General features: G+C 63.7%; 17 protein-coding genes and 1 pseudogene. 5 read left to right on the top strand and 13 right to left on the bottom strand.

What is annotated here, in order from left to right:
• Nucleotides 1–57: 57 nt before the first annotated feature.
• Nucleotides 58–651 (top strand): IMPACT family protein, encoded by a 594-nt coding sequence (locus ACJRPG_RS02405; RefSeq protein WP_407998446.1) that lies wholly within the window; start codon nucleotides 58–60, stop codon nucleotides 649–651.
• On the opposite strand, the gene ACJRPG_RS02400 is transcribed toward ACJRPG_RS02405, so the two are convergent.
• The 10 genes from ACJRPG_RS02400 to ACJRPG_RS02355 form a co-directional block, all read right to left on the bottom strand.
• A complete protein-coding gene (locus ACJRPG_RS02400; protein ID WP_407998445.1) occupies nucleotides 626–1,489 on the bottom strand; it encodes an endonuclease/exonuclease/phosphatase family protein in 864 nt (287 codons plus the stop codon). The genes ACJRPG_RS02405 and ACJRPG_RS02400 overlap by 26 nt on opposite strands.
• Nucleotides 1,489–2,322: a PhzF family protein gene (locus tag ACJRPG_RS02395; protein ID WP_407998444.1), complete on the bottom strand. Its 834-nt coding sequence runs from the start codon at nucleotides 2,320–2,322 to the stop codon at nucleotides 1,489–1,491. Before ACJRPG_RS02395 ends, ACJRPG_RS02400 begins: the two co-directional genes overlap by 1 nt.
• 72 nt (nucleotides 2,323–2,394) lie before the next feature.
• Nucleotides 2,395–4,548, bottom strand: coding sequence for a metallophosphoesterase (locus tag ACJRPG_RS02390; protein WP_407998443.1), 2,154 nt, complete (start codon nucleotides 4,546–4,548; stop codon nucleotides 2,395–2,397).
• Nucleotides 4,549–4,614: 66 nt separating this feature from the next.
• Nucleotides 4,615–5,913, bottom strand: coding sequence for an MFS transporter (locus ACJRPG_RS02385; RefSeq protein WP_407998442.1), 1,299 nt, complete (start codon nucleotides 5,911–5,913; stop codon nucleotides 4,615–4,617).
• Between the two features lie 100 nt (nucleotides 5,914–6,013).
• Nucleotides 6,014–7,408: an SH3 domain-containing protein gene (locus ACJRPG_RS02380; RefSeq protein ID WP_407998441.1), complete on the bottom strand. Its 1,395-nt coding sequence runs from the start codon at nucleotides 7,406–7,408 to the stop codon at nucleotides 6,014–6,016.
• Between the two features lie 90 nt (nucleotides 7,409–7,498).
• Nucleotides 7,499–8,347 carry a BON domain-containing protein gene (locus tag ACJRPG_RS02375; protein WP_407998440.1) on the bottom strand — a complete coding sequence of 283 codons (849 nt, stop codon included), beginning with the start codon at nucleotides 8,345–8,347 and terminating at the stop codon, nucleotides 7,499–7,501.
• 95 nt (nucleotides 8,348–8,442) lie between these two features.
• On the bottom strand, nucleotides 8,443–9,132 hold the full coding sequence (locus tag ACJRPG_RS02370; protein WP_407998439.1) for a hypothetical protein: 690 nt from the start codon (nucleotides 9,130–9,132) through the stop codon (nucleotides 8,443–8,445).
• Nucleotides 9,133–9,250: 118 nt separating this feature from the next.
• Nucleotides 9,251–11,005: a methyl-accepting chemotaxis protein gene (locus tag ACJRPG_RS02365; RefSeq protein ID WP_407998438.1), complete on the bottom strand. Its 1,755-nt coding sequence runs from the start codon at nucleotides 11,003–11,005 to the stop codon at nucleotides 9,251–9,253.
• A 126-nt stretch (nucleotides 11,006–11,131) separates the two neighbouring features.
• Nucleotides 11,132–12,832, bottom strand: a complete 1,701-nt coding sequence (locus tag ACJRPG_RS02360; RefSeq protein ID WP_407998437.1) for a dipeptidyl-peptidase 3 family protein — start codon at nucleotides 12,830–12,832, stop codon at nucleotides 11,132–11,134.
• 50 nt (nucleotides 12,833–12,882) lie between these two features.
• Nucleotides 12,883–13,482, bottom strand: a complete 600-nt coding sequence (locus tag ACJRPG_RS02355; RefSeq protein WP_407998436.1) for a short chain dehydrogenase — start codon at nucleotides 13,480–13,482, stop codon at nucleotides 12,883–12,885.
• A gap of 98 nt (nucleotides 13,483–13,580) precedes the next feature.
• Between ACJRPG_RS02355 and ACJRPG_RS02350 the strand changes: the two genes are divergently transcribed.
• A complete protein-coding gene (locus tag ACJRPG_RS02350) occupies nucleotides 13,581–14,459 on the top strand; it encodes a LysR family transcriptional regulator (protein ID WP_407998435.1) in 879 nt (292 codons plus the stop codon).
• A gap of 97 nt (nucleotides 14,460–14,556) precedes the next feature.
• Here ACJRPG_RS02350 and ACJRPG_RS02345 read toward each other — a convergent pair whose 3' ends face one another.
• The 3 genes and pseudogenes from ACJRPG_RS02345 to ACJRPG_RS02335 all read right to left on the bottom strand — a co-directional run bounded on the left by ACJRPG_RS02345 (nucleotide 14,557) and on the right by ACJRPG_RS02335 (nucleotide 18,711).
• Nucleotides 14,557–15,984: an efflux transporter outer membrane subunit gene (locus tag ACJRPG_RS02345; protein WP_407998664.1), complete on the bottom strand. Its 1,428-nt coding sequence runs from the start codon at nucleotides 15,982–15,984 to the stop codon at nucleotides 14,557–14,559.
• 21 nt (nucleotides 15,985–16,005) lie between these two features.
• Nucleotides 16,006–17,589: pseudogene (locus ACJRPG_RS02340) on the bottom strand (DHA2 family efflux MFS transporter permease subunit); the annotation flags it as partial.
• A gap of 12 nt (nucleotides 17,590–17,601) precedes the next feature.
• Nucleotides 17,602–18,711, bottom strand: a complete 1,110-nt coding sequence (locus ACJRPG_RS02335; protein WP_407998434.1) for an HlyD family secretion protein — start codon at nucleotides 18,709–18,711, stop codon at nucleotides 17,602–17,604.
• A 147-nt stretch (nucleotides 18,712–18,858) separates the two neighbouring features.
• On the opposite strand from ACJRPG_RS02335, the gene ACJRPG_RS02330 reads away from it, so the two are divergent.
• The 3 genes from ACJRPG_RS02330 to ACJRPG_RS02320 all read left to right on the top strand — a co-directional run bounded on the left by ACJRPG_RS02330 (nucleotide 18,859) and on the right by ACJRPG_RS02320 (nucleotide 20,212).
• Nucleotides 18,859–19,521, top strand: a complete 663-nt coding sequence (locus ACJRPG_RS02330) for a TetR/AcrR family transcriptional regulator (protein ID WP_407998433.1) — start codon at nucleotides 18,859–18,861, stop codon at nucleotides 19,519–19,521.
• Nucleotides 19,522–19,612: 91 nt separating this feature from the next.
• Nucleotides 19,613–19,795 (top strand): hypothetical protein, encoded by a 183-nt coding sequence (locus ACJRPG_RS02325; RefSeq protein ID WP_407998432.1) that lies wholly within the window; start codon nucleotides 19,613–19,615, stop codon nucleotides 19,793–19,795.
• 117 nt (nucleotides 19,796–19,912) lie between these two features.
• Complete coding sequence (locus ACJRPG_RS02320; RefSeq protein WP_407998431.1) at nucleotides 19,913–20,212, top strand: DUF3144 domain-containing protein; 300 nt, start codon at nucleotides 19,913–19,915, stop codon at nucleotides 20,210–20,212.
• Nucleotides 20,213–20,272: the final 60 nt, after the last annotated feature.

The raw sequence follows: 20,272 nt of genomic DNA, 5'->3' as shown, positions 1-20,272 counted from the left end.
CTGACCGGGCAAGCCGGCGCCGGCCCAGGGCCGTCGCTTATGCTTTACCATGCGGGTATGCCTCAGACTATCGCCGCCCCCGTCCATTTCGAACTGATCATCAAGAAGAGCCGTTTCATCGCCTGCGTGCAGCCGGTTAGCGACCGCACGGCAGCACAGACCGTGGTGGCCGGACTAAGGGTGGAACACCCTGCGGCGGCCCATGTGTGCTGGGCTTTGCTGGCAGGTGGGCAGTCGGCAGCGGTGGATGACGGTGAGCCCAGCGGCACGGCGGGACGTCCCATGCTTGACGTACTGCGCCATCAGGACCTGGAAGGCGTGCTGGCCACCGTGGTGCGCTACTTCGGCGGCGTAAAGCTGGGCGCTGGCGGCCTGGTGCGCGCTTACACCGACAGCGTGGCGCAGGCGCTGCTGTCGGCGCAGAAAATCCCCATCATCAAATTACAGACCCTGCGCTGCACGGTCCCCTATCCGCTGGAAGGCCTGCTGCGGCGCGAGCTTGAGCTGGCAGGCGCCCAGCTGGCGGGCGTCAGCCACGGCGAAGCGGTGGCCTTTGAATTCAGCCTGCCTGCCACCGAAGCGGCTCCCTTCCAGACGCAGATGAACGAGTCCTGCGCGGGCAGGATCACCTGGTTGCGGGACGAGGCTTAGCGCTGCCGATTTCGGCCCGTACCAGCACCGGCAGGTGGTCCGACGGGAAGCGGCCGTTGCGCGAATCGGTCAGCGCCGCATAGTTCAGCACCCGCACCTGCGGACTGACGAAGATATAGTCGATGCGCTCGTTCAGCGGGCTGTCAATGCGGAAGGCGTTGAAGGTGCCCACGGGGCCATAGACGGGCTTCTCGCTGGCCTCGAAGGCATCCCGCAGCGCAGCCTGCATTGCGCGGATCTGCTCCGTCTCCGGCACGGAGTTGAAATCGCCCGCCACGATCACCGGCGCCGTGCCGGCAATCTCCCTGACCTTGTTCAGCACCAGCTTCGCCGACTCGCGTCGCGCCACTTCGCCTTCGTGGTCGAAATGGGCCGAGAAGAAGTAGAAGCTGCGGCCAGTCTGGCGGTCGCGCAGCTGGGCCCAGGACACGATGCGGTGGCAGCAGGTCGCATCCCAGCCCAGAGATGGACGGTCGGGCGTCTGGCTCAGCCAGAAGTCGCCGGAACGCAGCAGCGCAAAGCGCTGGCGTTTGAAGAAGATGGCCGAGTGCTCGCCGGCCTGCCTGCCGTCATCGCGGCCCACGCCCACATGGGCGTATTCCGCCATGCCGTCCAGGTCCGCGATCTGGTCCGGCAAGCCCTCCTGCGTCGCGAACACGTCGAAATCGTGATAGCGCACCAGGCTCTTGACCAGCTCCTTGCGCTGCGGCCAGGCATTGAGGCCATCGCTCGCCGTGTTCATGCGCAGGTTCCAGGTGGCGATGTTCAGGGACTGCGCCAGCGCCGCAGGCGCCAGCAGGGCCAGCGATACCGTCAGGAGCAGGCGGCGCAAGCTCATCACATTACCCGCGCGGTGCCGGAGATGCGGATCGAGCTGCCCTTTTCCGCCGGGATCTCGGCCCGCAGGCGGGACGGCACGTCCATATCGTCGCCCTGCAGGATTTCGATGGCGCCGCCATGCGGCCAGCCGATATCGCGCAGGTAGCCTGCGAAGGCTGCAGCGGCGGCACCGGTCGCCGGGTCTTCATAGACGCCGCCGGAAGCGAAAGGATTACGCGCGTGGAAGCGCTGCTGGTTCTCGGTGTGGACCAGGGCAATCGTCACCAGGCCCCAACGGTTCATCAGCTCGCGGCCGGCATCCAGCTCGTACTTCATTGCAGACAGTGCGGCGCGGCTGGACAGCGCCAGCACCAGGTGGTCGGCGCCGCCATGGGCCAGCGCAGGAGGAATGCGCGAATCGAGGTCGCCACGGCGGTAGCCGAACAGCGCCAGCGCTTCGTCCACCAGCGCGTCCGGCGCCGGCTTGCTGGAGGTCGCGGGCGACTGCAGCGCCGCGGCGATCACATCGCCCTGCTTGCTGCCTTCAACGGAAATGGAGGTGTGATTGGTCGTCAGCGGGAACACGCCGCCGCCTGTCCGCAACGCCAGCGCTGCGCCAAGTGCAATCGTTGCGTGGCCGCAGAAAGGCACTTCGGATTCGGGCGAGAAGTAGCGCACGCGGTAGCCCTCGGCCTGCGGCGCGGCGAACACGGTTTCGGAGAAACCTACTTCCGCCGCGATACGGCGCATGTCGGCTTCCGGCGGCATTGCCGCTGCAATGACCACGCCTGCCGGATTGCCACCCTGATCGCCTGCGCAGAATGCGGCGATGCGCTCCACTTCGTACGTCATGCTCTACCTCCCAAAATAAAAAAACCGGGGCCGCCAGTATATGACGGCTTCCCGGTTTTTGCTGGCGGCCCCTTAATTGAAGCTAAGGGCCGTACTGGCGTTGACGATCTTCCTGTTTTTCAGGTCGATCTTGAACTGGTCGTTCGGCTTGGCGGACCCCAGGCCCTTGAAGATGGCGAACACCTGCTTGAACTGGTTCTGGAAGGCCACGTGCACCTCGTTCTGGTCCGACAGCACGCCGTTGATCTTCACGATCGCGGCAGGCGATGCCGGGAAGGCATTCATCAGCACCTTGTACTGGCTTACGCGCTCGCTGCCCATATCGCGCAGCGCCAGCTCGCCGGCGTACACGGTGCGGTGGAAGTCGCCATAGAAATCATAGGCCGTGATCTTCGCGAAGTCCGCCAGCTTGAGGCCAGCTGCGGTGGCCAGCTTGTCCGCCTTCACCGTGGCATCGGCCCAATCGGCAGCCAGCTGCGCGGCAGCCACGCCGGAACCGCCTGCCGTGCCTTTGGCGGCGCAGCTCGCGGTCAGGGGCACGATGCCTGGTGCATCCTTCAGCTGCGCCAGCGTGACCTTGGTCTGCAACTGCGACAGGATCAGCATCTGGCGCGCATCGAGCGCCATCGCCGCTTCCTTCATTTCGCAAGGCCAGTACTCGTCCATGAAGCGCAGGCGGGACAGCTCGCCGAAATAGTATTTGGTGAACTCGCCGTAGGATTTGGTATCCAGCACCGCACGGTTCCAGCGCTTGGCCACATCGGCCGTGGCGCTGCTGCCCTGCAGGTAGCCGTATTCGGTTTCGTACAGCGGGAACAGCTCGTTATAGCGCGGCACATTGTTAAGCGCCACGGTCTGCACGCCGATGGTGTCCGCACTTTCGTAGGTCACGATCTTGTAGGCGGCGCCATACACGGCCAGGGATGGCGACTGCACGTTGGCCAGGAAGTTGCCTGCGCTGTCGGTGTAGTCGTTGGTCCCGTTGAAGTGCATATGGCCGCCGATGTGCAGCTTGAGTCCTGTTGCCGCCAGCGCGGCCGTGGTGGCGGCTTCCGGCACGCGCGCGGTCTGGAAGGCGCCCGGCTTGAACACGGCCTTCATCGCGTCGGTCTGGTTGGCGTAGAAGTCCGTCGTCGGATAGTGCGAGAAGGCCATCACCTGCTTGCCTTGCGACTTGGCGCGCTCGTTGATGTTCTTCAGCCAGTCCATGACGTGCTTCTTGTGGGTGAGAACCTTGTTCCAGCCCGCATTACCCGCGCCTTCATAACCCTTGAAATTCTTCGGGTTGGCCGGATCGAAGTTCCCGTTCGGGACGAACACGTTGGCATCGATGGAAACCAGCCACAGTCCTTTCACCGGCTCCACCAGGTAGCTCGAATCGAGCATCATCACGCATTTCGTATAAGACTTGCCCAGCTTTGCTTCGCCGGCGGCCTTGTAGGCGCCGCCCGAACCCTCGGCGCAGATTTCGTACTGTCGGTTCGCCACGGCGCCCTGCGCGGCGGCACTCTCATAGCTGTATTTGTTGTCGGCGTATTTGCTGAACGGGGTTTCCCAGTACACGTCCGCCTTGTTCGGCTGGAAGCCGAACTCGCCCAGCTTGGCGATCAGTTTTTCGTAGCCCTGCTCCATCAGCTCGTCGGTGCAGATCACGGCGGGATCCTTGACCTTGCAGCCCGCATTGCCGGTGGCGTAGACCTTCTGTTCCTTGCCATCCCTGGTCAGGAAATCGTTCTTGCCCGCCTCGTTGTCGTCGTATGGCTCGTTCGGGTCGTGGTTGCCCGGCGCGAGGAAGAAGCGCATGCCCTTCGCCTGGTATTCCTTGAGGATGTCGGCAATGCCGTTGATATTGATCGGCTGCGCGTCGTCGGAGTAGTCTCCCGGCAGCGCCACGTAGCGCACGCCGCGCCCATAGGCATCGTCCAGCGCCGCACGGAAGGCGAAGTAGTTTTCGTTGAACAGGCGGGTCGATGTGAGCTGCGCATACATCGTGCGGATGGTGGCGTTCTTGCCATCCTTGGTCGGAATCCCTGCAAACTGCGCATTCTTGAAATCGCCGTACACGTTCTCGAAGTGCACGTCGGTCATGAACGCCACGCTGGGCAGCATCACCGGGTCGGGGCCCGGCGCTGCTACAGGGGTTTCCACATCATTGTTGCTGCCGCAGGCGGCCAGCAAGGCCAGCATCGATACCGCCAGCGTGCGGTTCTGCCAGGTCTTGAACATGCTTGAACTCCAGTCGAAATGGGAGCGCCATCTTGGCACTCCCACATGACCGGCTTATGACAACGTTCAGGCGGGTGCGGCCGCCACCGGCGCCACGGCCGGCACGCGCCGCACCGCCATCACCATCAGTGCCGCGACCAGGCAGGCCGCACCGGCCGCGAACAGCGCCGGGTTATACGTGAGCAGCAGCGTGCGGATATGGCCCGCGCCATAAGCGGCCGCCGCGGCGCCGAGCTGGTGGCCCGCAAACACCCAGCCGAACACCATGCCTGCGCGCTCCTTGCCGAAGTTGGTGGCAACCAGGCGTACCGTGGGCGGCACGGTGGCAATCCAGTCCAGGCCGTAGAACATGGCGAACACGGTCAGGCCGTAGATCGTGAATTCGGAATACGGAAGCCACAGCAGCGACAGGCCGCGCAGGCCGTAGTACCAGAACAGCAGCTTGCGGTTGTCGTAGCGGTCCGACAGCCAGCCGGAGAGCACGGTGCCCACCAGGTCGAACAGGCCCATCATCGCCAGCACCGAAGCGGCAGGCACCGGCCCCAGGCCCGCATCCCCGCACAGGGAGATGAAGTGGGTCTGGATCAGGCCATTGGTGGAGAGGCCGCAGATGAAGAAGGTGCCGGTCAGGATCCAGAACACACTGCTGCCGGAAACATCGCGCAGCACCTTGAAGGGCGTGCCGAAACCCACCTTGACGGGCGCCGCGGCGGCAGGCGCCGGCGCATCCGGGTCCATGCCATACGGACGCAAGCCGACATCGGAAGGACGGTTACGCATCAGGAAGAAGGCTGCCACCGCGACCAATGCGCAGGCGATCGTCACGGGCAGCAGCGCCATGCGCCAGCCGAAGCGCTCGATCAGCCAGGCGCCGAAAGGCAGGAAGATCAGCTGGCCCGTGGCCGCGCTGGCGGTCAGCATGCCTACCACCAGCCCGCGCCGCGTTTCAAACCAGCGGTTCGACACCACTGCGCTCAGCACCAGCGCCGTCATGCCGGAGCCCACCCCCAGCACCACGCCGAACAGCAGCACCAGGTGCCAGAACTGCGTCATGCCGCTGGCCAGCAGCAGGCCGCTGACGATCAGCGTGAGCGCCGTCACCACCACATTGCGCAAGCCGTAGCGCTCCATGAGGATGGCCGCGAAAGGCCCCATCAGGCCGAACAGCGCAAAGCGCACCGCCATGGCGGACGAGACCTGGTCCACATCCCAGCCGAATTCCTTCGACAGGGGCTGCAACAGCGCGCCCGGCAGTCCGAGCGCGGCGGACGAGGTCAGCGCAACGAGGAAAGTGACCGCAACGATCACCCATGCGTAGTGCAGCTGGCGCCGCCCCAGCCAGTCAGATACTGCTTGAGAAAACATGGAATGCCCCTTTTTTCATCAGATGGCATTCATTTTAAATGATGATCGTAATTTAAACAAGAAAAAGAAAAGCGCCGCTTCCGGCGCTCTTCGCCGCCGCTCAGGGCTGCGTTACATGGACCAGGCTGGTCATGGCGTCAACGTAGAGCTTCGTGTCATCGGCATAGAGCGGCAGCAGCGGCGTCACCGACACCTGGTTCAGCTTTGTCTTGCGGACCTGGCCCGAAGCCGGATCCTTGAACACGGCATACGGTACGTCCTGGATCACGTAGGGCTCGCCATTTATATGGCCGATGATCATCAGTACATGGCCGGGCACCACGATCAGGTCGCCCACCTGCGCGTTTGCCAGCGCTTTCACACGCTCGGCATGGCTGTCCTTCTCGCTGAACAGGCGATGTTTCAGCGCATTGCTGCTGCCCTGGATGGCGGAGCTGTGCTGCAGCAGGATGCCCATGCTGCGATAGACTTCGCTGATCAGGCCACTGCAATCGCGCGCATTGAACTGATGCCCCCAGCCATAACGTTCACCGAGAAATTTGAAGGCCTGCCTCAGGATATTGGCCCGCGTGGCGGGCAGGTAGCCGCCGGCCGTATCGGCGCTGCGGCGAATCAGGGCACTCCGGAACGCGAGCGAGCCGTCCTGCTGGCGTACCGGCAGCAGCACAGGCCACGAGGCCACACTGCTCGCGCCATTGACAGGTTCGGAAGGTTCAACGTCGGCACGCGGCAGCGCCACGCCCATGTCCAGGTCCAGCTCCGACACCTCCGGCGCTTCCGGCGTATAGACCGTGGCCACATGGTCGCCTGTTATCACCCTGCCCGGCGCCTTTGCAGCATATGCAAACACGGCGTCAGCGGCGCCCTCCGCGATGCTTGTGCTTTTCACCCATGCCGGCCCCTGGGTCGTGACGACCAGCAGCCATTGTCCGTCCAGGCTGTGGTGCGCGATGAGCACCGGCTCGCCGGGGAACAGCACGCCGGCCGTCAGGCTTTCGTAGTCGCGCTGGTCGCTGGCCGCAAAGAAGCGGCGGTCCGAAGGCAGCGTGCGCATCGGCGTGCGCTGTACACTCAATCCATAGCGTGCCGGCGCCGACGCGGGAATACGCTCAAGGGCAGTGTTCCCGCGCAGTTCCTGCAGGACTGGCCCGGTAACGGCCCGCCCGTTGTCCTCCACCGCAAGCGCCACCGGCGATTGCGCGGCTTGTTTCACCCACTCCGCAACCTGTGCCTGCGTCAGTGTCGCGGGCAGCTTTGCGACGTCGATGAAGCCGCCGCCCGGCGCATACGCGGCTGCACGCTGGGCAGCCGCCCGGCGTGGATTCAGCAATACCGCGTTCGGCGACGGCGCACGGCGGATCCAGAAATCGGCGGACAGCATCTCTTCGCGCAGCGCGGGCACGCCTGACGGCGATACGGTCAACGCAGCGGCGCCGGCAGTGCCGGCTGCCACCGAAAACGCCAGCGCCGCGGCAATATGTACAGCATGTTTCATCGGGGCTCCCTGAGTACGTGTGCCCGCGATGATACTGCACAAAAAAATGGCCCGCACGAGGCAGGCCATTGGAATGCCACTACGAGGCCTTTATTTTTTGCCTTTGACCTGGATCGAGCTCTTCACGTCGCTCACGCCTTTCACGCCCTTGGCCAGCTGCACGGCGCGGTCGGCTTCAGCCTTGGTGGGCACGAAGCCGCTCAGCATGACGACGCCCTGCTGGGTTTCCACGTGCACGTCCATGGCGGTGACGGTTTTGTCAGCGGCCATATCGGCTTTCACCTTGGCGGTGATCATGGTGTCGGACATGGCTTGCGAAGCGTCGGCGGTTTTCTCAGCCGTTTTTTCCTTCACGTCCTGCGCCATGTCGGCGGTCTTCTCTTTTGCGTTGTGGGCGGCGGCTACCGTTTTATCTTTCGCATTTTCGGCAGCGACGGCGGTACGGTCCGCAGCATTGCTTGCGGCGTTGGCGGTACGGTCGCGTACATCGGCGGCATTGGCGGCCACCGTGTTGCGGTCGGCGTTCGGCACCAGCACGGCGGTGCGGCTGTCAGCGGCGCCGGTATTCATCGCCGTATTCTTCATATTGCGCGCCGAAGCCTGGCACTGGTCCTTGGCGTTGCCGCTCAGGTCATCGCACTTTTCCTTGGCCAGCTCATACTCGGCATCGGCCACTTTACGATTGGCGCGATCGATCTCGCTGCGGTCACCGCTCTTGTACTGGGCAACTGCATTCGCTTCAGCACGGGCGCGGGTCAGCTTGGCTTCGTGTTCGCACACGTCCTCCGCATTGCCCTTCATGGCATCGCAACGGTCCTTGGCCACTTTGTAATCGGCCGCGGCCTTGTCCTGCGCAGCCTTGTAGCCGGCGGTGTTGGTGTTCTGTGCGAAAGCAACGCTGGCGGCAGTGGCCAGGGTAAGGAATACGATTTTCTTCATGTTGGTCCCCTTTAGGATGGTTGGCATGAAGATTTAACGCTGCCGCGCGAAATCGTTCTGTGCGCGGCCGAACACAGACGGGGACCTTGTTGTGTTTACTCCGCTTGCAGCAGGCCCGTGCTCCACAGGGCCTTTACGCCATCAAATAAACCTTGATCAGAGGAAAATACCGCGCCATTGCTCGCCAGCTTGAGCCAGGCGCGCGTGTCGTGCGAGCCATGGCTCGCAGGCTGGTCCTGCCGCACCTGCGTGAGCCAGCCGTGCACCTGCGCATACTCGGCAGGATGGCTGCGCTGCGTCCAGGCCAGTGCCACCAGGTCGGAGAAGCCTTCTTCGCGGCGCGTTTCGCGCATCTGCTTCGACAGCGCCAGCAGCTCGGGGCTGTCGGACTGTTCGTTGCCCACTTCCACGAAGCCGGCCGGCAGCACATGCCAGCTGCCTTGCGCATAGCGCCAGCAGTGCGCCACTTCATGCGCGGCCATCGCTTCGATCAGCACGCCCTGCTGCGCTTCGGGTACGCCGTCAAAAATGGCTTCCGCATTCGGATTGCCGCGCATGGACAGCACCAGCTTGCAGCGGCCGTCGGCAAAGCCCATCGCCATCGGCACGTCGTTGGGACCAGCCTGCGGCTGCACGATGATGTCGATCGGCAGCTTGAGCTGCTTTGCGTAGGAAAGTACCGGAGAGCTGGCGGTGAGCCAGCGCGTTTCAGCTGCGGTGAGCTGGGCTGCGCTGGCGCCCGTGGCTGCGAGGCAGAGGAGGAAGGCGGCGGAAGACTTCTGCATGAGGAACTCCGATAACGAAGTTCAACTATACATTCCGCCGCGCAATTTGTTACGACAGGGTGAGGCCTGTTACAAAATATTGCCTGTAAAAACAAGCATCTTTGAGCAATTGTTAAGCTTAGAACTCTTCCCAGCTATCCTCTTCCGAGGTGGCCGGAGCGGGCTTGCGCTCGGCCGCCTGTTTGCGTGCCGTGGCAAGGCGCGCCTGCGGACGCGCGGCCGGACGCTTGGCGGCAGCCGCCACCGGCGCCGATGCGGCGACCACGGCGCGTGGCGCGGGCGCCACATGCGCGGCAATCTGCGCGTCGTCCAGCTTGAACACGCTGACCACGGAAGCGAGGTTGTTGGCCTGGTCCTGCAGCGAGCTGGCGGCGGCGGCGGCCTGCTCCACCAGCGCGGCGTTCTGCTGCACCACCGTATCCATATTGGAGATGGCTTCGTTCACCTGCTCGATGCCCTGCGTCTGCTCCTGGCTCGCGGTGGAGATTTCGCCCATGATGTCGGTCACGCGCTTCACGCTGTCCACGATTTCCGCCATCGTTGCGCCGGCCTGGTCGACCAGCTTGGCGCCCGCATCCACACGCTCCACCGAGTCGTCGATCAGCGCCTTGATTTCCTTGGCCGCGCCGGCCGAACGCTGCGCCAGGTTGCGCACTTCGGTGGCCACCACGGCGAAGCCGCGGCCCTGCTCACCGGCGCGCGCCGCTTCCACCGCCGCATTCAGCGCCAGGATATTGGTCTGGAATGCAATGCTGTCGATAACGCCAATGATATCCACGATCTTCTTCGAAGACTCGTTGATGGAAGCCATGGTCTCCACCACTTCCGCCACCACGGTGCCGCCCTTGGTTGCCACTTCGGACGCCGACATCGCCAGCTGGTTGGCCTGGCGCGCGTGGTCGGAGTTCTGCTTCACGGTGCCGGTGAGTTCTTCCATCGAGGACGCGGTCTGCTCGATATTCCCGGCCTGCATTTCGGTGCGTGCCGACAGGTCCTGGTTGCCCGCCGCGATCTCGCGCGAGTTGGTGGCGATGGTCTGCGTGCCGGCGCGCACCTGGCTCACGATGTTCACCAGCGAATCGCGCATGCCGCGCATGGCGTACAGCAGGCTGCTGCGGTCATTGGTTTTGGTATCGATATCTACGGCCAGGTTGCCCGCTGCAATGCTGGCCACGATGGATGCCGCGTACTCAGGTTCGCCGCCCAGCTGCTTCAGCAGGCCGCGGCTGATGAACCACGCCGCCGCCACGCCGATGCCGATGGCGCCCAGGCACAGCACCACCATGAAGAAGAAGAAGCTGCGCGCCACGCCCTTGGCGTTTTCGGCCTCGTTGCGGCTCATCTCCTCTTCCAGGTCAATCATCTTGTTCACGGCAGCGAGCCAGCCCACAAAGGCAGGCGCGGCCTGCTGTTCTAGCAGGCTGGTGGCTTCCGGCAGATTGTCGGCGAGGCGCAGCTCGATGACCTTGGCGATCAGCGGCTGGGTCTTCGCTTCGGCTTCCTTGATGCCGGCAATGGCCGCTTTCTCGGCGGCGCTGGTGTCCTTGCGGCTGGCCAGCAGCTGATCCAGCGGAGCCGCCGATTTGGCGTAGTTGTCGGCCAGGGTCTTGATGGTGTCGATGTGCGTCTTCGCCGCGCCCGCATCGGCGGCAAGCACCACGTCGCGCAGCGCGATGGATCGGTCATGCACACTGCCGCGGAAGTTGATGGCGTAACGCTGCTTGACGTTGTTAACGTCGCTGACGTTGGTAAGAATGGTATCGATCTTCTGCACGCGGTTGATGCCGAGCGCCGTCACGATGATCAGGAGAAGGAAAACAAGCCCGAAACCTATGGATAGGCGGGTGCTGATCTTGGTGCTTTCGATGTCCATTTTGTAAGTGTCCCTAGCAAAAGATTATTGATTTAAGGGAACACGTTACCACGAAAGATATAGTCTTGCTCTACTCCAATAGTTAGGTTGCGAAAGGGAAACAATTCCCTTTCGCGAGCCGCATGTTTACTTGGCCAGCAGCGATTTTGCCGTAGGGAAAGATGGACGGATATCGTTCGGTACCGACTTCATCTTGTCCAGCGCCTTCTGCACATCCGGGCGGATAACGACGTACTTGTCCATCATCTGTTTGGCGGCAGCATAATCGCCGGTGGCCTGGATGGTGAGGAAGTCGCGGTCCAGGTCCATCACGGCCTGGCGGATCTTCTTGAAATCGACCGAGAAGGTACCGTCGCCATGCGACACGAAGCCGCCCTTGTCGAGCAGGTAGTTCACCTGGATCGCCATGCCGCGTGCATGCGAATCGGTGAGGCCGAAATGCAGGGTGCGGAAAGCGGAGGCGAGGAAGGTGATATGCAGCTTGCGTTCCGCCGCTTCGCCCTGGCCCAGCGTGTCCTTCAGCTGGCCCTTCTCCATCATGTACATCAGCGCATACAGGCCGGTGACGTCGGCCTTCGCCTCTTCGATGGTGGAATAGGTTTCCTTCAGGTCCTGGCGCGGCGTGGACTCCTTGCCGTTCACCTTCGTGATGTGCGGGCCGAGGCCGTGCGTGATCTCGTGCGCGAGGATGTGGGTGAAGAAGGAGTTGAAATCGACGTCCTTCTGGTCCTGTGCGCGCAGCACCAGTTTCGAGATCGGCGTCAGCGTGGCCTTGAACTTCGCTTCCTGCACGTTCTTCAGCATCACGCGCTTGGAACCGCGCTGGCTGATGATGCGTTCATCGTTCGGCAGGTTATAGGCAGCGGTCTGCACGCCCATATTGCCGTCGCCCGCACCATAGACCTGGTTCACCACCACCATCGGCGCCACGGCGCCCACTTTCGGGTTGCGGTACTGCTTGGCCAGCGGCAGGTTATCTTCCAGCTCCTGCATGTGCTTCGCGAAGAAGTCCAGCTTCTTCGTTTCCTTCTGGTCGCGGATATTCACGTAGGCTTCGAAGGCGGCCTTGTAGCCGAACAGCTCATCGTTATAGGTCTCGTACGGGCCGATGGTGACGTCGACCAGCGAATCGAGATCCATCCACGCGAAATCGGAAGCCAGGTAGTCGTTAGACAGGAAGGCGTCCGCGCGCAGGTTGAGGAACTTCTTCAGCGAGGCATTATCGGTGGCAGCCGCGGCCTCCTTCAGCAGGGAGGACAGCTTCTGCAGCTCGGGCTTGTATTCATCGGAATATTTGACGATGTTGAACTTGCCGTCCTTGCCGCTGCGGATGGTGGTGAAGAACCACTGCGCATCCTGCTTGTCCTTGGCGGGCAGCGCATTGATCCACTGCTCCAGCGCCTGTTTCGATGCGCCCGAGGGATAGAAATTGGCCCCTTCCGGCTTCTTGGCCGGCACCTTGATGCCCGCGATTTCGGCGGGCAGGAAGGACTGGTTGCCGTCGATGATGGACCAGGGCCCCTTGTTCAGCCAGAAGTACTCGGCGCGCGCCTTGCCGAGCGGCGAGCTGTCCTTCTGCAGCGCGGCCCACAGCGCCTCGTTGCCTTCCCAGCGCTGGCGCAGCTGCAGCGTATCGATAATCTGCGCCGCCTCGATCAGCTTCGCGATGGCCTTGCGGTCGCCTGCGGACAGGCCGGAAGCGTCGGCCTTCAGTTCAACGGGCGCAAAGCGCTGGGTCATCTTGGCGAGATCGGCAACGGTGGCGGGCGCCGCTGCGGCGGCAGCGCCGGCCATCGCCAGCACTACCGGGAACAGGATATTCTTCATTAATGGCCTTTACTCAACGATTGAAAGGAGGCCACATTGTAATCCCGTCCTTACCAGACTTTGTAGGTTTTGCCGGTCTCCACGCCCTCTACGCTGCGGCTGTAGGCCAGCGCCACGCGCTTGCCGTCGGCCGGCTCGAAGCCGTGGAAGAAAGGCCCATACACCGGCAGCGATTCGGTCAGCACCGTCGGGCTCACCACATTGATGCGCAGGCCGCGCTGCAGCTCCACCGCTGCGCCGAGCACAAAGCCTTCCAGCGCCGCGTTCACCGTGCTGGCATTGGCGCCGAAGCGGATCGGCTGCTGGCCCACGATGCCGCTGGTGAGCGTGATCGAGCCGCCATCGTTCAGGTACTCCTGCGCCAGCAGCGCCACATTGACCTGGCCCATCAGCTTGCTGTTCAGGCCTTTGCGGAACTGCTCCGGCGTCATCTCGTGCAGCGGGCCGAAGTGCAGCTCGCCTGCAGTGACCACCACCGCATCCACCTTGCCCAACTGTGCGAACAGGGTGCGCACCGAGGCTTCATCCTCGAACTGCACCTGGTACTGGCCGCTGCTGCTGCCCACTGTGACGATCTCATGGCGCTGCCCGAGCTGCTCCACCACTGCCTTGCCCACAGCGCCCGTTGCGCCAATCACGACGATCTTCATTGTCCGGCTCCTTGAATTGAAAGTGGAGCCAGTATCTATCCCTGCGCGTAAAGAATAAATGAGCTAGGATGAACAACATTTCAAACCACAGGTTAGCAATGGACAAGCTACGCGGCATGGAGATTTTCGTCGCCGTGGTCGACACGGGCAGCTTCACGGCGGCGGCGGAACGCTTCAAGATATCGGCGGTGATGGTGGGCAAGCACATCCGTTCGCTGGAAGAACGGCTGGGTGCGGCGCTGCTGACGCGCACCACGCGGCGCCAGTCGCTGACGGAAATCGGCCGCCATTACGCCGAGCAGTGCCGCCTTATCCTGGCGCAGGTACAGGCGGCGGAAAGCGGCGCCGAAGCGCTGCGCGGGGCGCCGCGCGGGCAGCTGAAGATATCGGCGCCGGTTTCCTTCGGCGCCGAGTGGCTGAGTCCAGCGATTGCCGGCTATCTTGAGCAGTATCCCGACATCAGTGTGGAGCTGAGCCTGAACGACCGCATGGTGGACCTGGTGGAAGAAGGATTCGATGCCGCCATCCGCATCGGCGTGCTGGGCGACTCCACAATGATTGCGCGGCCGCTGCGTCCCTACGGCATGGTGATCTGCGCCGCCCCCTCCTACCTCGCGCGGCGCGGCACGCCGCAGGTGCCGGCCGACCTCGCGCAGCACGAATGCCTGGACTTCACCGGCTGGTCGGCGCAGGGACGCTGGCGCCTGAAGGGAGAAAAGGACGGTCGCGCCTTTCCGCCGGCGCGGCTGCGTTCCAACAGCACGCACGCCTTGCGGATGGCGGCGCTGGAAGGTTTCGGCATCACGATGCAGGCCGAGCTGATTCTCTCGCGCGACATCGCCGAAGGCCGCCTCGTGCCCATCCTGCGCGACCACGTCCCCGCCGCGCGCCCCATGCACCTGCTCTACTCCCGTGACCGCCAGCCCACCCCAAAGCTCACCACCTTCATCGACTTCGTCCTCACCCGCTTCAGCTGAGCCCGCGACACCATGGGGCCAGGCCCCTTCTGTCGCGAACTCAGGCGCGCTTCGACTGTTGAGTGACAAAGGGGGTCTGACCCCATGGTGTCAGGTTTTATTGCCAGCCGGCGCCGAGGGAGCGGGCGACGGCGACCGAGGCGAGCAGGCGCTGGGTGCTGATCTGGATGCCGGCGCGGTCGGCCGCCAGCGCGCTGCGCTGGGCGTCCGTGACGTCGAGGTAGGTGGACAGGCCACGCTCATAACGCGCGCGGGCCACCAGGTAGGCACGTTCCGCCGCCTCGCGCGATACGCTTTGCACCTGCGCCTGCTGCTGGCGTTGCTGCACGTCGGACAGCGAGTCTTCCACCTCACGCAAGGCCGTCAGCAGCTTGCTCTGGTGGTTGGCCAGCGCTTCTTCGTAGCGCGATTTCGCCAGCGCCAGGTTGGCCTTGTTGCGGCCGCCATCGAATACCGGCAGCGACAGCGCCAGCGGCCCGAAGCTGAACGCACGCGACCCGCTCTTCAGCACGTCGCCCAGGCTCTCCGATGCGAAGCCGAAATTGCCCGTCAGGCTGAGCGAGGGGTAGAAGGCGCCTTCGGCCACGCCGATCTGCGCGTTGGCCGCCCGCAGCTGGGCAACGCTGCTGGCCAGGTCCGGACGGTGCGACAGCACACTCGCAGGCAGGCCGACAGGAATCGATGGCGGCTGCGGCAGCGTGGCCGCCTGCGCCGCTTGCAGCACGGTGGACGATGGCGATGCGCCCAGCAGCACTGCGAGGCCGTGTTCCAGCTGGTTGCGCTGGCGCTGCACTTCTTCCAGGTCGGCCTGCGCGTTGGCGCGTTCGATGCGCGCGCGCGAGGTATCCAGTTCGTTCGACAGGCCGGCGTTGAAGCGCGCGTTCACCAGTTCTTCGGTTTCACGGCGCGTTTCCAGCGCGCCGCGCAGGATGGCCATTTCGGCGTCCAGTCCGCGCAGCTGCCAGTATGTGGTGGCGACCTGCGAGGACAGCAGCAGGAGTACGCCGTCGCGGTCGGCCTGCGCCGACAGGGCCTGCGCATCGGCAGCTTCCACGGCGCGGCGCACGCGGCCCAGCAGGTCCAGCTCATACGAGAAGGCGCTGCCCACCGAGAAGTTGTTGCCGCTGATCGAGCGGCCGCCGAGTGCGATGCCCTGCGAGGTATTGGCGGAAGTGCGGGTGTTGGAGACGCCCGCATTCACGCTCAGCGACGGCTGCTGGTTGGCGCGCGCCAGGCCGAGCTGCGCTTCGGCCTGCACGATGCGTTCGGCCGCAATCTTCACGGAGGGATTGTCGCGCAGCGCCTGCTGCTCCAGCGCGTTCAGCTTCTCGTCGCCGAACACGGTCCACCATTGCGCCGGCAGGCGCGCATCGCTGGCCGCGCCTTGCGGCAGGTGCCGGAACGCTGCGTCGGCCACATTCTGCGGCGCTTTGAAATCGCTGCCGACGGTACTGCAGGCGGACAGCGCCAGCACTGCTGCCGTAACGGCCGCGCCCAGGGTAATACGTTTCAGTTGATTGATCATTTTCCTACCTCGTTCTTGTTGGTGCGCACCGCCGCCACCGGCACCGGATGGCGATTTGACTTTGTCCGACAGCCACAGGACCGGGATACAGGCCAGCAGGAACACGCCCACGATCAGGAAGCCGTCGTTGTAGGCCATCACGAAGGATTCGCGGCGCACGATGCCGTCGATCGCTTTCAGCGCCTTGTCCGCCGCGCTCACGGGGTCGATGCCCTGCCCCACGAAAGCTGCCGTCATCGAGTCCAGCCGCTGCTGCACCGCCAGCGAGAAGCCAGTGATCGATTCACCCAGGCGCGCCGAATGGAAGTGCTCGCGCTGCGTGAGCGTCGTCGCCAGCAGCGCGATGCCGATGGAGCCCCCCAGGTTGCGCGTCATGTTGAACAGGCTCGATGCGGACGGCATGTCCTTCGGCGGCACGCCGTTCATCGCGAAGTTGGACAGCGTGAGCATCACGAAGGGCTGCCCCATTGCACGCACCACCTGCGACAGCATCAGCTGGTCGTAACCCGTGCTGGCGTCCATGAAGGCATTCATCAGGCAGGAGCCGCCGAACAGCAGCAGGCCGATGGTGCACAGCAGCCGGTTATCGACCTTCGACGACAGCCGCGCCACGAAGGGCATGATGAACAGCTGCGGCAGGCCCACCCACATGATGACTTCACCGATCTGCATCGGCGAGTAGCCCGCAATCTGCCCCAGGAACAGCGGCAGCAGGAAGGATGAGCCGTACAGCCCCATGCCCATCACCGCCGACAGCGCCGTCGCCACCAGGAAGTTGCGCTGGCCGTACAGCCCCAGGTTCACGAAGGGGTTGGCGCGCATGGCGCTCGTCACCACCCAGCCCAGCAGCCCCACCAGCGACAGCGCGGCGAAGGTGATGATGAAGCCGGAGTCGAACCAGTCCTTGCTGTTGCCTTCTTCCAGGAAGATGGTAAGGCAGCCCAGGCCCAGCGCCATCAGGCCGATGCCCAGCCAGTCCGCATCGCGCAGCAGCGCCCACTGCGGCTTTTCTTCATCGAGGCCATAGGCGATGCCCGCCATCAGCAGCAGGCCTGGCACCCAGTTGATATAGAAAATGGAAGGCCAGCCATACAGCTCGCTCAGGTAGCCGCCCAAGGTCGGGCCCATGGCCGGCGCCAGCGTGGCGGTAAGGCCGAAGATGGCCATGCCGGTTGCGCGCTTCGACGGCGGCAGCTTGGCCATCACCAGCGTCATCGCCATTGGAATCAGCGCGCCGCCGGTGAAGCCCTGCATCATGCGGAACACGATCATGCTTTCCAGGTTCCACGCAAAGCCGCACAGCGTGGAGAACACGAGGAACAGGCCGGTGGTGCCCATCATGTAGCCGCGCATGCCGAACACGCGCGTCAGCAGCGCCGTCATCGGGATCACGATGATCTCGGCCACCAGGTAGGCGGTGGAGATCCACGAGCCCTCTTCCTGCGTAGCCGACAGGCTGCCGAGGATATCGCGCAGCGAAGAGTTGGTGATCTGGATGTCCAGCACCGCCATGAAGGCGCCCAGCATGCCGGCCGCCACCGCAATCCAGGTGCGCGCGGGGACCGCCGCGCCGGCCGTGCCGGGGAGCGTTTGTGTTGTGCTCATGGCGAGCGCTCCTTAGCGGGCTGCCTGCTCTTTGATGCCGACTTCGGCAATCACCGACATGCCCGGCACCAGGCGGCCGCTGTAGGCTTTCAGGTCTTCCGGCTTCAGCGTGATCTTCACTGGCACGCGCTGCACGATCTTGGTGAAGTTGCCGGTCGCGTTATCGGCCGGCAGCAGCGCGAACTGCGCGCCCGACGCCGGCGAGAAGCTGTCCACGCGGCCCACCAGTTCCTTGCCCGGCAACGCATCCACGCTGATGCGCACCGGCTGGCCCACATGCATATCGGCCAGCTGGGTTTCCTTGAAGTTGGCAGTGACCCAGACGTTGTCCTGCACGATGGCCGTCAGCTGCTGGCCCGGCTGCACGCGCTGGCCCACTTCCACGCTGCGCTTGCCGATGCGGCCCGCCACCGGCGCCACGATGCGGTTATAGGCCTGCTGCTGTTCGGCGTCCTTCAGCTGCACCTTCAGCACCTCGATCTGGGCCTTCAGCACATCGCGTGCCGACGCGGCGGCCGTGATCTGCGCCTTGGCGGCAGCGGCGCTGTCCTTGCGCGCCGCTACATCGGCCGCGGCGCTGGCGCGGCCCGCATTGGCGGCATCCAGCTCCGCCTTCGAGACCGCCTTCATCTGCGCCGTGTACAGCTGGCTGTACCGTTCGGCGTCCTGATTGGCGCGCACTTGCAGGGCTTCCGCCTGCTTCACCTGCGCCGCTGCGGCGCTGGCCTGCGCATTGACCTGCGCTACCTGCGCTTCGGCCTGCAGCACCTGCTGCTGGGCGCTCGCGATCTGGGCACGGATCTGTTCCACCTTGAGCTGCTGGTCGACCGGATCCAGCTCGGCGATTACATCGCCCGCCTTCACCAGCTGGTTGTCGTCGATCAGCACTTTCGTGACCACGCCCGACACGCGGGCCGACACCGGGTGCACATGGCCCGCCACATAGGCGTTCTCAGTTTCCACGAAGTAATGGCTGCGGTACCACATGCGGCCGCCGGCAATCAGCGCGGCCAGCGCAATCACGCCCGCCCCCACCAGCACCTTGCGGTTCGGCGGACGCTTGGCTTGGGCTGCCGGGATGGCAGGCGGTACGGCGGCAAGTTTTTGTTCTTGGGTGGACATGCGACGCTCCATGAAATGAAATTGGTTCGGAGCATTATTAGCCACAAAATCCGCAAAGTCAAGAAATGAAACGATTGCATTTCATTTTTGAGTGGAATAAACTGAGGCCTTCTGTTAGCCTTTTCCTTTTGTCCGGAACCAAACCTTATGTCAGACGAGCAGCTCGACGAGCTCTGCCCCATGTGCCCTAAACCCGCCGGCCGCCCCAAGGCCAGCGAGGCCGAGGCGCGCGTGCAGGAACTGGTCGAGGTGGCAGCCCGTCTGTTCATGGCCAAGGGCTACAACAAGGTCAGCCTGGAAATGATTGCGCGCGAGGCCCGCGTGGCGGTGCGCACCATCTATGTGAAGTTCGGCGGCAAGGACGGCCTGTTCAAGGCCATCCTGCTGCGCGGGCGCGAACACTATTTTTCCTCGATGGAAGACCTGGCCTCCAGCCAGCGCCCAATGCGCGAAGTGCTGCTCGACTTCGGCCATCGCTTCAATAAGCTGCTGACTTCGCAGGCGGTCGTCAACCTGCACCGCATGGTGATTGCGGAAGCGCACACCAGCCCGGAACTGGCGCGCGCTTTCTTCGACGGCGGCCCGCGCCAGACCCGCGAAATGCTGAGCCGTTATTTTGACCGTCTGGACATCAGGAGCCAGCTGCGCGAGGACCTTGAAGCACACCAGCTGTCCGTGCACCTGATCAATTGCCTCACGGGCGATCCCCTCAAGCGCTACCTGTTCGATGTGGCCGAAGTCGATACCGAAATCGACCGTCCGAGCATCGACATTGCCATCGACCTCTTCCTGCGCGGGGTACTGAAATAGCTGCCCTGCGGTATGTGCGATAGCGCACGGAGCGCGAGCCCCGGCTGCCGGATACTGATTCCCTCAAGAATAATTTTGTAGGGAGGGCAGCATGAGCAAGATGGATCGGCTCGAGTGGAGCAAAAAAGTGGCGTCGCTGAATGAACGCATCCGCGGTTTCCAGGCGAATCCGAGCAAGGAACAGCTGGATCTTGCAATCAATGAGCTGCGGGAATATGCGAACGCGGCCAACGAAGGCGGTATCGAAATTCCCTCGCGCTTCGTCGCTAACTGACTCCAGAACCGGGCGCCGCCCGGTTTTTTATTGCCCGAACCACCCTTGCGGCATTTTCCCGTTCATGGCAGCATGGCCCCTCCCCGGCATGGTGCCGGACCGATAAGAAAGTAATAGATGAGCGAGCAAGAGAATAAGGAAGACCAGCTGTTCTGGCAACTGAGCAATTCCCTGATCAACCACACCAATCAGGAAGGCCGCGACAGCGGCGCCACACCGAGCTTGGCCGCCGCCGCTCTGCTGTTCGCCGCCGCCCGCTTCAATGCCCACCTGCTGGCGCGCAATGCGGAGAACGTGGAGCAGTTCCGCGCCATCCAGGAAGAAGGCATTGCCCACTTCAAGGGCCAGTTCGACAAAATGCTGGCTGACAACCTGCGCGACTACGAACAGAACTTCGACAAGCTGACCCAGGGCTGAGCCCGCCTCCGCGGCGGCCCGCGCCCGCGGCCGCCCTTCCCCGCACATCAGTAATTGACA

This window comes from Pseudoduganella rhizocola, assembly GCF_045984285.3.
Classification (GTDB): Bacteria; Pseudomonadota; Gammaproteobacteria; order Burkholderiales; family Burkholderiaceae_D; genus Rugamonas.
The sequence above is the reverse complement of the archived record's forward strand: the minus strand, read 5'-3'. Positions and strand labels throughout refer to the sequence as shown.

Excerpts from the sequence above, each read along its gene's own strand:
- ACJRPG_RS02345 (WP_407998664.1), bottom strand. The coding sequence starts at position 15,984 with ATGATCAATCAACTGAAACGTATTACCCTGGGCGCGGCCGTTACGGCA.
- ACJRPG_RS02320 (WP_407998431.1), top strand. The coding sequence starts at position 19,913 with ATGAGCGAGCAAGAGAATAAGGAAGACCAGCTGTTCTGGCAACTGAGC.
- ACJRPG_RS02400 (WP_407998445.1), bottom strand. The coding sequence starts at position 1,489 with ATGAGCTTGCGCCGCCTGCTCCTGACGGTATCGCTGGCCCTGCTGGCG.
- ACJRPG_RS02380 (WP_407998441.1), bottom strand. The coding sequence starts at position 7,408 with ATGAAACATGCTGTACATATTGCCGCGGCGCTGGCGTTTTCGGTGGCA.
- ACJRPG_RS02375 (WP_407998440.1), bottom strand. The coding sequence starts at position 8,347 with ATGAAGAAAATCGTATTCCTTACCCTGGCCACTGCCGCCAGCGTTGCT.
- ACJRPG_RS02405 (WP_407998446.1), top strand. The coding sequence starts at position 58 with ATGCCTCAGACTATCGCCGCCCCCGTCCATTTCGAACTGATCATCAAG.
- ACJRPG_RS02355 (WP_407998436.1), bottom strand. The coding sequence starts at position 13,482 with ATGAAGATCGTCGTGATTGGCGCAACGGGCGCTGTGGGCAAGGCAGTG.
- ACJRPG_RS02395 (WP_407998444.1), bottom strand. The coding sequence starts at position 2,322 with ATGACGTACGAAGTGGAGCGCATCGCCGCATTCTGCGCAGGCGATCAG.
- ACJRPG_RS02370 (WP_407998439.1), bottom strand. The coding sequence starts at position 9,132 with ATGCAGAAGTCTTCCGCCGCCTTCCTCCTCTGCCTCGCAGCCACGGGC.
- ACJRPG_RS02390 (WP_407998443.1), bottom strand. The coding sequence starts at position 4,548 with ATGTTCAAGACCTGGCAGAACCGCACGCTGGCGGTATCGATGCTGGCC.
- ACJRPG_RS02350 (WP_407998435.1), top strand. The coding sequence starts at position 13,581 with ATGGACAAGCTACGCGGCATGGAGATTTTCGTCGCCGTGGTCGACACG.
- ACJRPG_RS02365 (WP_407998438.1), bottom strand. The coding sequence starts at position 11,005 with ATGGACATCGAAAGCACCAAGATCAGCACCCGCCTATCCATAGGTTTC.
- ACJRPG_RS02385 (WP_407998442.1), bottom strand. The coding sequence starts at position 5,913 with ATGTTTTCTCAAGCAGTATCTGACTGGCTGGGGCGGCGCCAGCTGCAC.
- ACJRPG_RS02325 (WP_407998432.1), top strand. The coding sequence starts at position 19,613 with ATGAGCAAGATGGATCGGCTCGAGTGGAGCAAAAAAGTGGCGTCGCTG.
- ACJRPG_RS02330 (WP_407998433.1), top strand. The coding sequence starts at position 18,859 with ATGTCAGACGAGCAGCTCGACGAGCTCTGCCCCATGTGCCCTAAACCC.
- ACJRPG_RS02335 (WP_407998434.1), bottom strand. The coding sequence starts at position 18,711 with ATGTCCACCCAAGAACAAAAACTTGCCGCCGTACCGCCTGCCATCCCG.
- ACJRPG_RS02360 (WP_407998437.1), bottom strand. The coding sequence starts at position 12,832 with ATGAAGAATATCCTGTTCCCGGTAGTGCTGGCGATGGCCGGCGCTGCC.